Source organism: Paramesorhizobium salinisoli (assembly GCF_003335045.1).
GTDB classification, from domain to species: domain Bacteria; phylum Pseudomonadota; class Alphaproteobacteria; order Rhizobiales; family Rhizobiaceae; genus Paramesorhizobium; species Paramesorhizobium salinisoli.
The window spans coordinates 303754-317666 of sequence record NZ_QOZG01000002.1; the positions used below are offsets into that span (position 1 = coordinate 303754).

Below are 13913 nucleotides of genomic sequence, written 5' to 3' on the forward strand. Positions count from 1 at the left end.
CTCCTACCCTCCAATCACGTCGGTCTTGAAACCGTGAGGAAGCAAGTCTCCCAACCGCACCGTTTCTACCACGCCGGTGCTGTCGCACAGATGAAGCGGCGTTTGCGGCCCGGCAAATTCGGCCAGACGTTGGCGGCAGCCGCCGCAAGGCGGACATTTCTCGAGCTTCTCCGCCACAACGAGAATTTCGGATATCTCGCCGCCGCCGCCCATGACGAAATGCGAGAGCGCGGTCGTTTCCGCACACCAGCCCTCAGGAAAAGAAATCACCTCGATGTTGCAGCCAGAATAAATGCGGCCGTCCCGAGTGCGCAACGCCGCGCCCACCGGAAATTTCGAATAGGGCGCATGGCATTTCTGCATTGCGGCATGGGCTGCGTCAAACAAATCCTTGGACATGACGATCATTCCTGTACTGCGGCCCTTACGGACCTTTGATGCGACCGGGAAAAACGACGCCGTCAGCGTTCCTTGACATAGGGCACGCCGCCCGCCTTGGGCGGGATGGCCTTGCCGATGAAGCCTGCGAGCAGGATGACGGTCAGCATGTAGGGCAGCGCCTGCATGAACTGCACGGGAACCTCACCAATCAGCGGCAGCGGATGGCCCTGCATGCGGATCGCCAATGCGTCGAGGAAGCCGAACAGCAGGCAGGCGAACATGGCATTCACCGGACGCCATTTGGCGAAGATGAGGGCGGCAAGCGCGATGTAGCCCTTGCCTGCGGTCATATCCTTGACGAAGCCCGCTCCTTGCGCCTGAGCGAGATAGGAGCCGGCCAGGCCGCACAGGATGCCGCAGCAGATCACCGCGCGATAGCGCAACCACGTCACGGAAATACCGGCTGTATCGACGGCAGCCGGGTTTTCGCCTACGGCCCGGAGCCTCAGTCCGAAGCGCGTGCGCTGGAGCACCCACCAGGTGAAAGGCACCATGAGGAAAGCCAGATAGACCAGCACAGAATGGCCGGAGATCAGCTCGGAATAGAGATGCCCGATGACAGGCACATCCTTCAATGCTTCCGCCCCCGGCAATTGCAGTGTGCCGAACCGCGCGCTGGACGGAAGCGACGGCGTGCGGCCGCCCTGGCTGAACCAGGCCTGACCGAGAATGACGGTGGTGCCGGCGGCGATGAAATTAATGGCGACGCCGGAGACGATCTGGTTGCCGCGATGGGTGATGGAGGCGAAGCCATGCACCAGTCCCAGCAGCACCGAAACCAGAACGGCCGCGAGAAGCCCCACCATGGCCGAACCCGTAAGGTAAGCGGCGGTGCCGGCTGCGAAGGCGCCGGCCAGCATCTTGCCCTCCAAACCGATATCGAAAATGCCGGCGCGCTCGGAATAGAGCCCGGCGAGACATGCGAAGAGAAGCGGTACGGAGAGGCGGATAGTGGAATCCAGAAGCTGGAGAACGGTGACGTAACTATCCATCAGTGGCTCTCCCCCGTGGCGATAGGCGCGGCGCGCAGATCGGAACCGGCGATGCGCCCGAACAATCTCTGGATGGCCGGACGGAACATGTGTTCAAGTGCGCCGGCGAACAGGATCACCAGCCCCTGGATGATGACGATCATGTCGCGCGAGATGTTGGGCATGTCGAAGGCGATTTCAGCCCCACCCTGATAGAGCATGCCAAAAAGGATCGCCGCCAGCACGATGCCTACCGGATGCGAGCGGCCCATCAGCGCCACGGCGATACCGACGAAGCCGGCGCCGGAGACGAAATCAAGCTGCATGCGATGCTGTGCGCCCATGATCGGATTCAACGCCATCATGCCGGCCAATGCGCCGGAGATCATCATGGTGATGACGATGATCTTCGTCTGGCTGATGCCGGCATAATCGGCGGCGCGCGGGCTGAAACCCATGGTGCGGATCTCATAGCCCAGCTTCGTGCGCCAGATCAGCACCCAGACGAGGAAGGCCGATGCGAGCGCCAGCAGGAATGAGACGTTGAGCGGCGCGGAACGCACTTGAAGGCCAAAGAGCTGCAGGAGCCAACCGAGCTGCGGCAATTGCCCGCCCAACCCGAAACCAGCGGTTTCCGGCGCTTGTGATGTGGCTGGCTTCAGGGCGCCGACGAGCAAGTAGACCATCAGGCTGGCGGCGATGAAATTGAACATGATGGTGGTGATGACGATATGGGAGCCGCGCCGCGCCTGCAGCCAGGCCGGGATCAGCGCCCAGAGCGCGCCGGCAAGTGCGGCGCCCAGAATGGCGAGCGGAAAGGTCAACCACCAGGGCAGGACATTGCCTAAGGAGAGGCAGACCAGCGACACGCCCAGGCCGCCGAGATAGGCCTGCCCCTCGCCGCCGATATTGAACAGGCCGCAATGAAACGCCACCGCCACGCACAGGCCGGTGAAGATGAAGTTCGTCGCGTAATAGAGCGTGTAGCCGATGCCCTCGCCGGAGCCGAAGGCGCCCTTGATCATCAGCGCCGCTGCCTGAAGCGGGTTTTCGCCGACGAGCAGCACCACCAGCCCCGCGACCAGAAAGGCGACGGCGAGATTGACGAGCGGTATCAGCCCGTAATCCGCCCAGGCGGGAAGTTTGGCGAAGGGTTGGCTCATGGCAGGGCCTCGATAATGGCTTTCGAATTGGAAATGCGGGCATATTCGCCGTCCAGAATGGACAGGGTGAGGGCATGGACCTCCTCGGCGGTCCAAACCCTGCCGCTATGGTCCTTGCGGTCGATGCTGGCCACCGCATCTCCGGCGATGGTGACCTCGAAACCGAGATTGGCGGCCATCCGGACGGTCGCATCGACGGAATTTTCAAGAAGAACACCTGTTATGACAAGGCTGCCTATCTGCAGTTCATCGAGCACATCGGTCAGATCCGTGCCGATGAAGGCATTGTTGGTGCGCTTGTCGACAACAGGCTCGCCCGGCTGCGGCGCGGCTTCCGCCTTGAAATCATTGCCGCTTGTGCCGGGCCGGTATGGCGATGCCGGATCGATGGAATCGTGGCGGATATGGATCACCGGCAGGCGACGTTCGCGCCAGGCGGCGAGCAACCGCGCGATGGCCGCCTCTGCTCCGTGCTGCCCGCGACGACCCCATTTCGGATCATCGATCGCATTCTGCACATCGATGACAATGAGTGCCTGGGTCGCCGTCATTGTGCAGCGCGCCCCGCCGCGTAGCGCGGATCGCGCACGACGAAGGTCATATGTGACAGGCCTCCGATCATTCAGCAGCTGCTTTCTTTTCCACGCCAGCCATCAGCAGGCCGATTTCACCTTCGCCCGCCTCCGGCCCGCATTCGCCGACGATGCGGCCGGCGAACATCACCAGGATGCGGTCAGAGAGCGAACGGATCTCGTCCAGCTCGACGGAAACGAGAAGCACGGCCTTGCCGGCATCGCGCATCTCGATAATGCGGCGGTGGATGAATTCGATGGCGCCGACATCGACGCCGCGCGTCGGCTGGGCAACGATCAGAACAGAGGGGTCTCGTTCAATTTCACGCGCGAGTACAATTTTCTGCTGGTTGCCGCCGGAGAAATTGGCGGTTTTAAGGCGGGTGTCGGCCGGGCGGATATCATATTGGCCGATCTTCTTTTGCGCGTCCGTGCGGATCGCCTCAATATCGAGGAATGGTCCTTTCAGATAGTGCTTGTCGTCCTGATAACCCAGAATGGAATTCTCGCTTTCCTCGAAGGCAAGTACCAGCCCCATGTGATGCCTGTCTTCCGGAACATGGGCGAGGCCACGCCGTCTCAGCTCCGCCGGGTTGGCCTTGCCGGTGACATCTACCGGCTGTCCATCGAGCGTGACCTTGCCGGAAACGGCGCGGCGGATGCCAGTGATCGCCTCGATCAGTTCCGATTGGCCGTTGCCCGCCACACCGGCGATGCCGACGATTTCGCCAGCGCGGACATTGAAGGAGACGTTGTCGACGGCGAGACAATTCCGATTGTCGCGAACGCTCAAATGTTCAACGGCGAGCTCGACGTCACCGGGCTTAGCCTCGCCTTTATTAACCCGCAGGAGTACGTGCCTGCCGACCATCAACTCGGCCAATTCCTCCACGCTCGCATCCGCCGTCTTGAGGGTGGCGACAATCTCGCCCTGGCGCATGACGGAAACATTGTCCGTCACGGCCTTGATCTCGCGCAGCTTGTGGGTGATGAGAACGATCGTCTTTCCCTGCTCTTTCAACTGTTTCAGGATGCGGAAGAGATGATCGGCCTCGGGTGGCGTCAGCACACCGGTCGGCTCGTCGAGGATGAGGATATCGGCGCCGCGATAAAGCGCCTTGAGAATTTCCACCCGCTGCTGCAAGCCGATGGGCAGATCCTCGATCAGCGCGTCGGGATCGACGTCGAGCTCGTAATCCTCCTCAAGTCGCTTCAGTTCGGCGCGGACTTTGGCGATGCCCCGGGAGAGCAGCGGCGCGCCTTCAACGCCAAGCATGATATTTTCGAGAACGGTGAAATTCTCCACCAGCATGAAATGCTGATGCACCATGCCGATGCCAGCGGCGATGGCCGCGTTGGGATCAGCGATCGAAACCTTTTTGCCATTGACAAGGATCTCGCCGCGATCGGCCTGATAGAAGCCGTAGAGGATCGACATCAACGTCGATTTCCCGGCGCCGTTTTCACCGATGATGCCGTGAATGGTGCCCCGGTCGATGCGCAGATGGATATCGCGGTTGGCGTGGACCAATCCGAAACGCTTGTCGATGCCGACCAGTTCGATCGCAGTTTCCGCCATATCCCCATCCGTTGATGATTTTCTTTTCCGGATGGTCAAACCTACTGCATAATTTCTTGAATCGGAATCGATTTACGAAATTATGCAGCATTCAAGAATGTTGGAGCGTCCTTTGCGCGTCCCCTCGGACATGCGGCGCTCTCACGGGTTCCTGCGGTTGCCAGCCTATAAACGCATCATCCGAGGATGCCGCCCATGTCAACATCAAACAGGGCAAAAGGCCTGATTCAGCGGTGGATTCACGATCACGTCTCTGGCAAGGTCCGCCGCATGACAAGGATCAGGAGAACCCGATGAGCGGAACCGATGCGGAACACATCGTTGAACTGGAAATCCGCATCGCGGAGCAGGAGAAGACGATCGAGGAGCTTTCCGGCCAGATCGCCGAGCAATGGAAGACCATCGAAGCCATGCGCAAAAAACTCGATGCTTTGACCGACCGCTTCCTTATCCTGGAGGAGCAGGCAGCACCCGACATTCCGATAACGAAGCCGCCGCACTGGTAGGACGGCAATGATCAACATCGAGGCCTTGGGCCTGCATCCGGAACTGATCGCACTGTGCGCCCGCTGGAATTATGAAGAATGGGGGAAGCACGACGGACGCAGTCTGGAGGAGACGATTGCCGGCCTCCAGCAAATCATTGCCGGGGCCAAGCAGGAAGCGCTGGTGGCGCTTTGGGGCACAGTTCCCTGCGGAATGGTCTTGCTGATCGATTGCGACCTGGCAAGCCATAGCCATCTGACGCCATGGGTCGCAAGCGTTCTGGTTCATCGGGAATTCCGCGGACGCGGCGTTGGCCGCGAACTGCTTGCCGCCATCGAACGCTCGGCGCATGGCTTCGGCTTTGATGGAGCCCATCTCTATACGGCCATGCCAGATTATTACCGGCGCTCCGGATGGCTGGACCGCGAAAGTTTAACGCAGGGGGAAGATGAGCTCTTCATCATGAGCAAATTTTTGGGTTAAGGCAGGCTCCCTGCTCCAGACAAAACCGCCGGGACAATGCCCGGCGGCTTCACATCAAGAGTCAAGAAGGATCATCTGCTCAATAAGGGCACTTATTATCCGTCATGTAGTCATGGACGGTGATCTTGCCGGCGATGATGTCTGCCTTGGCAGCCTCCGCGGCCTTTTTCATTTCGGGGCTGATCAGCTTTTCATTGTTCTCGTCCACGGCATAATCGACACCGTCTTCCTTGAGACCGAGAATCTGCGTACCGGCGGTAAACTTGCCATCGGCCACGTCCTTGAAGGCGTTATAGACGGCAACGTCGACGCGCTTGACCATCGAGGTCAGCACATGACCCGGATGCAGGCCGTTCTGGTTGGAATCGACGCCGATGCCGAGCTTGCCGGCGTCGGCGACGGCCTGGAGCACCCCGATGCCGGTGCCTCCGGCCGCGTGGAAGATGACATCAGCGCCCTGATCCATCTGCGATTTGGCGATTTCGCTGCCCTTGGCCGGATCGTTCCATGCCGCAGGCGTGTCGCCGGTCATGTTCTGTATGATTTTCGCATCCTTGTTGGTGGCCTTGACGCCCCCGACATAGCCGCAGGCGAATTTGCGGATCAGCGGCACATCCATGCCGCCCACAAAGCCGACCGTACCTGATTTGGAAGCCATGGCGCCGAGAAGGCCGACCAGATAGGAGCCTTCCTCGTCCTTAAAGACAACGGAGCGGACATTCGGCTTGTCGACCACGGCGTCGATGATGACGAATTTGGCGTCCGGGAACTCACCGGCGACCTTCTCGATAGCCGCAGCCGCGGAAAAGCCCGCGATGACGATAGGCGAATTGCCGTCCTGTGCGAATTTGCGCAACGCCTGCTCGCGTTGCGCCTCGTTCTGTATTTCAAACTCGCGATAGGCGATGCCCGTATCGGCCTTGTATTTCTCGGCGCCGTCATAGGCCGCTTCGTTGAACGATTTGTCGAATTTGCCGCCAAGATCATAAATGACGGCCGGCTTTTCATCGGCTGCGGAAGCGGCTGACAGGCCGGCCACGGAGAGCGCAGTCGCGGCCATCAGGCCCAGGACAATCTGCTTCATTTTTTGAAAACCCTCTGGATTACAAATACACAGCGCGCAGAACCCGCCCGCACACTTCCCTTCAATCTGGCACGCCGGGCAATAAATTTCACGCGGAATCTTGACTGGATGGAAAAATCTGACCAGGTGCGGCTGACCGGCGCAAGCGTGTTCCGCGGCTTAACGGTCCCAGGATCGCGCCGTCGCAGATTTGATCAGGCTGTCGCCGCCTTTTGATCAGGCTGTCGCCGACCGGGGCATGACGCAAGAGACCCCGGTGCCGCGCAGGCCGCAATAGCCGTTGGGGTTCTTGGCCAGATATTGCTGGTGATAATCCTCGGCGTAATAGAACTCCGGTGCGTCCAGAATTTCGGTGGTGATCTGGCCAAGCCCCTTGGCATCGAGCGCTTCTTGATAAGCGTCGCGGCTCTCCTCGGCCGTCCGCCGATCCGCGGACGAGAAAGTATAGATGCCGGAACGATAGGTCGTGCCGATATCATTGCCCTGGCGCATGCCCTGCGTCGGATCGTGCTCCTCCCAGAACGTCTTCAGGAGATCGGAGAGGCTGACGACATCGGGATCATAGACGACCAGCACTACCTCATTATGCCCGGTCCGGCCGGTGCAGGTCTCCTCATAGGTCGGGTTGGGCGTGATGCCTCCGGCATAGCCGGCCGCCGTCGCATAGACGCCAGGCATCTGCCAGAACAGGCGCTCGACGCCCCAGAAGCAGCCCATGCCGAACATGATCTTTCTCATATTGTCCGGCCATGGGCCCTTGAGCGGCTTGCCCGTTACGAAATTCGTCGCTGCGGTCGAGATCGGCTCGGGCCGACCCGGCAGCGCCTCTTCCGGCGCAGGCATCTTCAATTTCTTGCTGAGCTTATCGATCAGGGACATCAATCTTCTCCTGAGAAGGCCTTCCGGGCCTTCAATTTGCGGCGAAACGTCCAAACCCGCGTTCGCGGCGGTGACCAACGGCATAGAGGAGTAGCGCCAGGACGCCCAAAATCAGCCAGCTAGGCCGATCGAGCACCCATACCAGCACCGGATCCCATGCCACGGCACTGATATAGTGCGTCGTCAGCGCTTTCGCATCCGCAAGCGTCTGCGGCGAGGTGGAAGCCCAGATGTCTCGAAGCGGCGTGGTGATGAATTGCGACGCGCCGATGGAGCGCGCTGCATCCAGCACCGCCAGGATAACCGCGAGAGCCAGGGCCGCGACAGCGAGCGCGCGAAACATGAAACGGAACATGGCGTAGCCTCCACACTCTCAGATATCCCGGGATATATTCCCCGGACATTGCGCGTCTACGAGCGCCTTCCTTATTCCGAAATTGCCCAAAAAACGATCCATTTTTTCGGCACGATCCTCCCCTAGAATATGGGATTAGCGGCGCGGGAAGCAATCGCCCCGCGATGGGATTATGCCGGGATTATATTGTTTTCAGTTCGATGCGAAATAGCGGTTGAACCGGCGGCTATTCTGACTATAGTGCGCGCCGCACCGGATGGTAGGCGACTAACCAGCGCTTTCGATTCTCCGGTGCATTTATTTATCCGTATCCCCTGCCTCACGGCGGAGGAAACAGATGAACGGAGAGGTGGCCGAGTGGTTGAAGGCGCACGCCTGGAAAGTGTGTATACGGGAAACCGTATCGCGGGTTCGAATCCCGCTCTCTCCGCCATTAAGCCTTCGCCACACTTAAATTCCTTGATTTTCCCTGGCCTTCTCAGTTCAGAGCTATCTACGTTGTCTTTCCCGTCCACGCTTTTTGCGGGTATTTTGGGGGTACGGATTTGCCGATTTGCTGGTGCGACCTTAGCGGGAAGCGGCTCTTCGCAAACGACCCCATTTCTGTCGTCAAGGTCTCCGCAACCAGTTCCGGAAAGCTCCCGTATTGCTGAGACCCCAGAGACGTTAGGAACATCGTGGTCAAAGTTCAGCTGGCTTTCGCCGTTCACCTCATCGCGATCGCTGCTGCTTCGCTCGTTGACGTTCCAGAGCGGCAACGCTGCTGCCGGCTCATACCCTCAAACGCGGGGTCGGAAGGGAAACTGCTAGCTCGGATTGTCGTCGTCTTCAATTCAAGGGCTTTTGCAAGACTTCGAAATTCTCGCGATCCACGCGCAATTTTTCGATCAACTCCGGTGTCCACTCCTGCTGCGGATAGGCTACGAGATCCTCCGATTCGCCCGTATCGGAGATGGTCATCATCGCGATGCCAACGCAGAGTTTCAGGTCGCGGTCGTCGTGCAAAGCAGCGAGGCAGTATGTCTGCAGCATAGTTGCTCTAACTCGGCGATAGTCGCCCTGTTCCATTTTGTCGGCACCAGCGAGAACAAGAAAAACATACGCGGCCTTCTCGCCCGTTGACCGATCACGTGTCACTGCGATGCGGGCAATCCGACCCATCTTCTGCGCTTCGAGGGCTTTCCGCGCCCCTAAACTGTCGCCGATCACTCTGCCTGATCTACCTAGAAGCCGACGTCGGCTCGATTTCACTATTCAGCATCGAGGTCCGCTGGGCCATGCACGACCACCAAGCCGAAAGCCGGGGGTAGTCAGAAAGCAGTGCCTGCCCTTCCGAGGCCTGAAGGAAATAGGCGAACATCGGTGCGACATAGAGATCAGCCAGAGTCAGGGATGGACCGGCAAGCCACCGGTTGTCGCCTATAAGGCTGTCCACCGCTTGAAGGCAGGTTCGCGATCGTGCGAGCGCAGATGCGACCCGGATCGGATCGGAGAGCTCCCCTCGTTTGAGTTTCGAGACCAACTCGACGTAGATCCCCCAAACGAGGTTCGGGTAGGCATAGTTGTCGGCGATACTGACAAGCTGGTTGCAGCGCGCTCGCTGTGCCGCATCAACGGGTTGAAGCGCAGGCCCGTCGAAAGCCTCGTCGATGTACCGTGTGATTGCGCTTGTCTCATAGATCGTCAGCCCCGCATGTACGAAGACCGGGATACGGCCGAAGGGGTGGCGTTCTAAATGGTCTTTCGGCGGTCCGCCTGGAGCGAAGACATCTACTGGAACGAGGCTGTACTGAACCCCTTTCTCCATAAGCGCCAGGCGAACGATCCGGACATAAACGCTGTATGTTGCCCCATAGAGTATCGATCCTGCCTGCATATCTCAGTCCTCTTCCGCTTCTAACGAATGGTAGCTGGAAGCAGGCCGGCTGGAAACCACCCCATGGCACTCAATTAGGCGACTTCATCGGCCCGTTGAACGAACTTATTTCGGCCTCCATGGCAGGAGGTGACGGCTCTGACGCAGACCTTGCAGGTGACCGTCGTCATCGGTCATATCTGTCGCAAAGCCGGGGGCAGAACCGTCGTTTTAATCGGAACTTTTCGCGAATCCGTCAGGCGGCGGCTTTCAGCAGCCATGCGTCATGGTTCTTGAGAAATACCTTGAGCCTGTCGCCATAGTCGTCGGTGACGGCCTCGCGCACGCTGTGGCGCGCGGCCAGCGCGTTTCGCCATGCGGTCACGCGGGGCAATCCGTCGAACACGCGGGCCGGCGCGATGGCGTCGAAGACGTCGAAATAGCGGAAAATTGGCGCGAAGACCGCATCGACCAAGCTGAACGCTTCACCGGCGAAGAATGGACCGTCACCTAGCTGGGCCTCGACGCGGCCGAACTTGCCGATCAGGGCTTTGCGCTTGGCCTCATAGGTATCGATGTCTTTGGCTGTCTCGAATCCCCACAGGTCCGAAAGGATGGAGGAACCGAACTCGATCCAGCCACGATGCTGCGCCCGCGTTAGCGGATCGGCGGGATGAAGGGGAGTGCCGGGTTGCGTTTCTTCGATATATTCGCAGATAACAGCGCTTTCGAACAACACGGCTTCCGTGCCGTCGTCCTGTTTGACGATCAGCAGCGGAACCTTGCCGAGCGGGGAAATGGCGAGGAACCAGTCAGGTTTTGCAGCCAGATCGACATAACGGCGTTCGAACGAGACGCCCTTTTCGGCCAGGGCGATAGCAGCCCGTTGGACGTAGGGGCAAAGATGGTGGCTGATGAGGGTCAGCTTTGCGTCGGACATGATGAAATCTCCTTGGGGCGAATCAGTGCAGGGCGGGGGAAGGACGGAGCGCATAGCGGCCGTCGCCAAACAGAAATTGCGCGACCGACAGGACGATGAGGTAGAGCGGATATTCCCAGCCGCCGCCCGTTGCGTTGAACACCCATCCATTGCCGCCATGCGCCCAGATGATCGCGCCGAGAAGCGCCGGGATCAGCGCCACGGCCACCCAACGGGCATAGATGCCGAGAACCAGCATCGCGCCGCCCACGGCTTCGGCTGCAAAGGTAATATAGGCCAACCATCCGGGCAGGCCGATGGACACAAAATAGCCCGCCGTGCCGGCAAGGCCGAAGGTGAACAGTTTGAGGACGATGGAATGGGCGAGATACATCACGCCGAGGCTGACGCGCAGCAGCGTCACTCCGTAGTCTGTTAGCCGCTCCTGGGTCATGGAAAGGGTCTCCGTTTGATATAGATGCACCTGCATCTATATGGAGACTTGCCTTGCAGGTCAATCTAGATGTAACTGCATCTATGTCCGATTGTTCAGAAACCCGAACGTCGCAGCCCTCCCCCGCCATAACGCGGGCCTGGGTGCGCCTCATGCGAACCCAGCGGCTTTTGCTTGGCGCGATCGAGCAGGATTTGAAGGCGTCCGGTCTTCCGCCACTTGGCTGGTATGACGTGCTGCTGGAGTTGTCGCGTGCCGGAGACAGCAGATTACGGCCCTACGAGATAGAGCAGCGCATACTCCTGGCGCAGCACAATTTGTCTCGTCTTCTCGACCGGATGGACAAGGCCGGCCTGGTCAAACGCGAGGTGTTCGCGGAGGATGGCCGGGGCCGTTGGGTCATCATCACGCACACCGGTCGGGCCATGCAGACGCGCATGTGGAACATTTATGCGGCGGCGCTGCAACGTCATCTAGGCGACAAGCTGGACGATGCCAAGGCCGATCAACTAACCGAGCTTTTGGCCCTGCTATCGCTCAAATCCTAGGACTTCAAACGTCACAGGTTCCAGTCCCGAGCAATCCGAACCCGAACCGTTGCCCGTCCACCCGTTGCGGCATTTATCACGCGGGACATTGTGTGCACATCCTCGGGCGACGGCAACCGACCTCAGTTTCGGCCGTCAGCGATCTCTGGATCGCGGTCCCGTAAACAGACTTTCGCCTAGTTTGCTCCTACTCCCGATCACCAGCGTAGACTTTTGCCAAAGAGCCAATGATTTCCGCCATTTTGGCGCGAAGCTCCGGCGGTCCGACGACTTCGGCGTGGCCACCAAAGCGCAGGATCTCCATTGCTGCATGCGCGACAGAACCGACCGACAGGGTGACCCGCCGCCAGCCCTGCTCGTCAGCCTCCTTGGAAATCACAGCTCCCGTGCGGACGTAAGGGGGCAGAAATTCGTCCATCACTTCGATAGCCCAAGGCGAGAGGCGAATTTCGGCCTGGTTTGGATGAAGCCCCGCCTCATAGCGTCGGGTGCTCTCGGTCCAGTATGCTTCGAGGTCGAATGCTTTTGGATAGTCAAAGCGTTCATCGAGTACATCGATCTCCCGAATCCGAGAAATACGGTAGGTGCGCGTGCTGCCATCGGCTTGAGCAACCAGATACCAGGCTCCCCCTTTCAGGACGATTCCAAGCGGCTCGACCCTGCGTTGCTTCTCTGCTTCCCGGCTCTGATAGAGCATGCGTATCGGGCGCTCGTTCCACACCGCATCGGCAATAAGCGGCAGGTGAGCCAGGGTTTCTCCCTCGGCGAACCACGCCGGCGCATCAAGGTGGAAGCGCGCCCTCATCGCGCCTGACCGCATATTCTCCGGCAATGCAGCCAGGAGCTTCTTTCGTGCGCTGGCCGCAACAGGGCCCAGTCCCAGCTCGGCCGCCTGGCGTGTGAGCCCAGCCAGGAACAGCGCCTCGGCCTCCGTCGAGGACAAGCCATTCAGGCGGACCCGGTAGCCGTCGAGCAGCCGGTAGCCGCCGCTACTGCCCCGCTCGCTGTAGATCGGAATGCCGGCAGCGCTGAGCGCATCTACATCTCGGTAGATTGTACGCAGCGAAACCTCGCACTCGTCGGCGAGTGCCTGGGCGGTGACGTGTCCCTTCGCTTGCAGGGTCGTCAGAATGGACAGCAGGCGGCTTGCACGCATCTGAAGATATATAATCCAACCTGACACGAATTGACAGGTATGGTCGCCTAATGTCCCGGCGTTAGCCAGGACAGGCAACACGCCGACCTGACTTCAAGGCCGGGTACTTGAACCGAGACATAACCTGCGAGCTCGAGAAACCATGTCACGCGCCATCAAACATCTACTTATTGGAGTACTATTCATCATGACCACGGGACTTACACCGGCTACGGCCAGCGAGAGCGATCGCAAGCTGACCATCGTCAATCCGCAGAACCTCTACGATCCGACGCCGAACGGTTACAGCACGGCGGTGATTACGCCACCCAATGCCCGGATAGCCTACATCTCCGGACAGGGTGGCCAGGACGCCACGGGAAGCCTGTCGCCAGATTTTGCGGCACAGGTCAAGCAAGCCTACGCCAACTTGACCACCGCGCTCACGGGGATCGGCGCGAGACCCGATCAGGTGGCCAAGCTGACGGTCTTCGTTGTCGATCACGACATGTCCAAGCTGGAAGTCCTGACCAGGAACGTGGTCAAAGTGTTCGGCGAGACCCTGCCAGCGCAAACCCTGGTTCCGGTTCCCAAGCTTGCCATTGACCCGATGCTCTTCGAGGTCGAGGCCGTAGTCGTTCTCGACTGACGGAATCAACTGACGGGCTGCAGATGCCCGCTTATAGGTAACATCATCCGCGCCTTTGGTGGTGCGGATGAGCCAGCACCACGAGTCACGACCAAGACGCCTCTGTAGCGAACCTGACACACCCAGAACTGCTCGAGAGCCGCCCGACGCTTGCACCTATAACGGTCCCTCCACAGGTTCGGGAGGCCGATACGATAAGATCGGCCGATTGTCATCCCGGAGAACGCCCTGAGCGGCGGGCAGAGAACCGCAACTTGCTCCGGGAGAGCTCACAGAAGCACCTAGTCGTCTCGATAGGTCACTAATTCTTATCGACTTTCTGGAGGCAAAGAACATCGGG

The 13913-nt window shown here is 59.6% G+C and carries 17 protein-coding genes and 1 tRNA gene; 5 read left to right on the forward strand and 13 right to left on the reverse strand.

The features are described 5' to 3' along the window. Nucleotides 1-3 precede the first annotated feature (3 nt). The 5 genes from DUT91_RS05030 to DUT91_RS05050 form a co-directional block, all read right to left on the reverse strand. Nucleotides 4-399, reverse strand: coding sequence for a cytidine deaminase (locus DUT91_RS05030; protein ID WP_114439645.1), 396 nt, complete (start codon nt 397-399; stop codon nt 4-6). A 62-nt stretch (nt 400-461) separates the two neighbouring features. Beyond that, on the reverse strand, nt 462-1433 hold the full coding sequence (locus tag DUT91_RS05035; RefSeq protein ID WP_114439272.1) for an ABC transporter permease: 972 nt from the start codon (nt 1431-1433) through the stop codon (nt 462-464). Further along, the gene (locus DUT91_RS05040; RefSeq protein WP_114439273.1) at nt 1433-2575 is read right to left on the reverse strand and encodes an ABC transporter permease; all 1143 of its coding nucleotides are present in this window, start codon (nt 2573-2575) and stop codon (nt 1433-1435) included. Before DUT91_RS05040 ends, DUT91_RS05035 begins: the two co-directional genes overlap by 1 nt. Continuing rightward, a complete protein-coding gene (locus DUT91_RS05045; protein WP_114439274.1) occupies nt 2572-3126 on the reverse strand; it encodes a cysteine hydrolase family protein in 555 nt (184 codons plus the stop codon). Before DUT91_RS05045 ends, DUT91_RS05040 begins: the two co-directional genes overlap by 4 nt. Before the next feature lie 67 nt (nt 3127-3193). Continuing rightward, nucleotides 3194-4726 (reverse strand): ABC transporter ATP-binding protein, encoded by a 1533-nt coding sequence (locus DUT91_RS05050; protein WP_114439275.1) that lies wholly within the window; start codon nt 4724-4726, stop codon nt 3194-3196. 293 nt (nt 4727-5019) lie between these two features. On the opposite strand from DUT91_RS05050, the gene DUT91_RS05055 reads away from it, so the two are divergent. Both DUT91_RS05055 and DUT91_RS05060 read left to right on the forward strand, forming a co-directional pair. Then, nucleotides 5020-5232: a SlyX family protein gene (locus DUT91_RS05055; RefSeq protein ID WP_114439276.1), complete on the forward strand. Its 213-nt coding sequence runs from the start codon at nt 5020-5022 to the stop codon at nt 5230-5232. A 7-nt stretch (nt 5233-5239) separates the two neighbouring features. Continuing rightward, complete coding sequence (locus DUT91_RS05060; RefSeq protein WP_114439277.1) at nt 5240-5695, forward strand: GNAT family N-acetyltransferase; 456 nt, start codon at nt 5240-5242, stop codon at nt 5693-5695. Between the two features lie 79 nt (nt 5696-5774). On the opposite strand, the gene DUT91_RS05065 is transcribed toward DUT91_RS05060, so the two are convergent. From DUT91_RS05065 to DUT91_RS05075, 3 genes are all read right to left on the reverse strand, one after another. After that, nucleotides 5775-6779, reverse strand: coding sequence for a BMP family lipoprotein (locus DUT91_RS05065; protein ID WP_114439278.1), 1005 nt, complete (start codon nt 6777-6779; stop codon nt 5775-5777). A 216-nt stretch (nt 6780-6995) separates the two neighbouring features. Continuing rightward, on the reverse strand, nt 6996-7658 hold the full coding sequence (gene msrA, locus DUT91_RS05070) for a peptide-methionine (S)-S-oxide reductase MsrA (RefSeq protein WP_114439279.1): 663 nt from the start codon (nt 7656-7658) through the stop codon (nt 6996-6998). 31 nt (nt 7659-7689) lie between these two features. After that, entirely contained in the window at nt 7690-8013 is a 324-nt protein-coding gene (locus tag DUT91_RS05075) for a hypothetical protein (RefSeq protein WP_114439280.1), read from the reverse strand. 343 nt (nt 8014-8356) lie between these two features. Here DUT91_RS05075 and DUT91_RS05080 point away from each other — a divergent pair. Next, a tRNA-Ser gene (locus DUT91_RS05080) sits at nt 8357-8446 on the forward strand. A 395-nt stretch (nt 8447-8841) separates the two neighbouring features. On the opposite strand, the gene DUT91_RS25480 is transcribed toward DUT91_RS05080, so the two are convergent. The 4 genes from DUT91_RS25480 to DUT91_RS05100 form a co-directional block, all read right to left on the reverse strand. Continuing rightward, on the reverse strand, nt 8842-9222 hold the full coding sequence (locus DUT91_RS25480; RefSeq protein ID WP_147272156.1) for a hypothetical protein: 381 nt from the start codon (nt 9220-9222) through the stop codon (nt 8842-8844). 10 nt (nt 9223-9232) lie between these two features. Then, nucleotides 9233-9889, reverse strand: coding sequence for a glutathione S-transferase family protein (locus tag DUT91_RS05090; protein WP_114439282.1), 657 nt, complete (start codon nt 9887-9889; stop codon nt 9233-9235). A gap of 235 nt (nt 9890-10124) precedes the next feature. Further along, nucleotides 10125-10808, reverse strand: coding sequence for a glutathione S-transferase family protein (locus tag DUT91_RS05095; protein ID WP_114439283.1), 684 nt, complete (start codon nt 10806-10808; stop codon nt 10125-10127). A gap of 22 nt (nt 10809-10830) precedes the next feature. Beyond that, on the reverse strand, nt 10831-11241 hold the full coding sequence (locus DUT91_RS05100; RefSeq protein WP_114439646.1) for a DoxX family protein: 411 nt from the start codon (nt 11239-11241) through the stop codon (nt 10831-10833). A gap of 83 nt (nt 11242-11324) precedes the next feature. Between DUT91_RS05100 and DUT91_RS05105 the strand changes: the two genes are divergently transcribed. Further along, nucleotides 11325-11789: a MarR family winged helix-turn-helix transcriptional regulator gene (locus tag DUT91_RS05105; RefSeq protein WP_114439647.1), complete on the forward strand. Its 465-nt coding sequence runs from the start codon at nt 11325-11327 to the stop codon at nt 11787-11789. Nucleotides 11790-11976: 187 nt separating this feature from the next. On the opposite strand, the gene DUT91_RS05110 is transcribed toward DUT91_RS05105, so the two are convergent. Further along, nucleotides 11977-12945 carry a helix-turn-helix transcriptional regulator gene (locus DUT91_RS05110; protein ID WP_114439284.1) on the reverse strand — a complete coding sequence of 323 codons (969 nt, stop codon included), beginning with the start codon at nt 12943-12945 and terminating at the stop codon, nt 11977-11979. A gap of 142 nt (nt 12946-13087) precedes the next feature. Between DUT91_RS05110 and DUT91_RS05115 the strand changes: the two genes are divergently transcribed. Next, nucleotides 13088-13573 (forward strand): RidA family protein, encoded by a 486-nt coding sequence (locus DUT91_RS05115; RefSeq protein ID WP_114439285.1) that lies wholly within the window; start codon nt 13088-13090, stop codon nt 13571-13573. Nucleotides 13574-13913 lie beyond the last annotated feature (340 nt).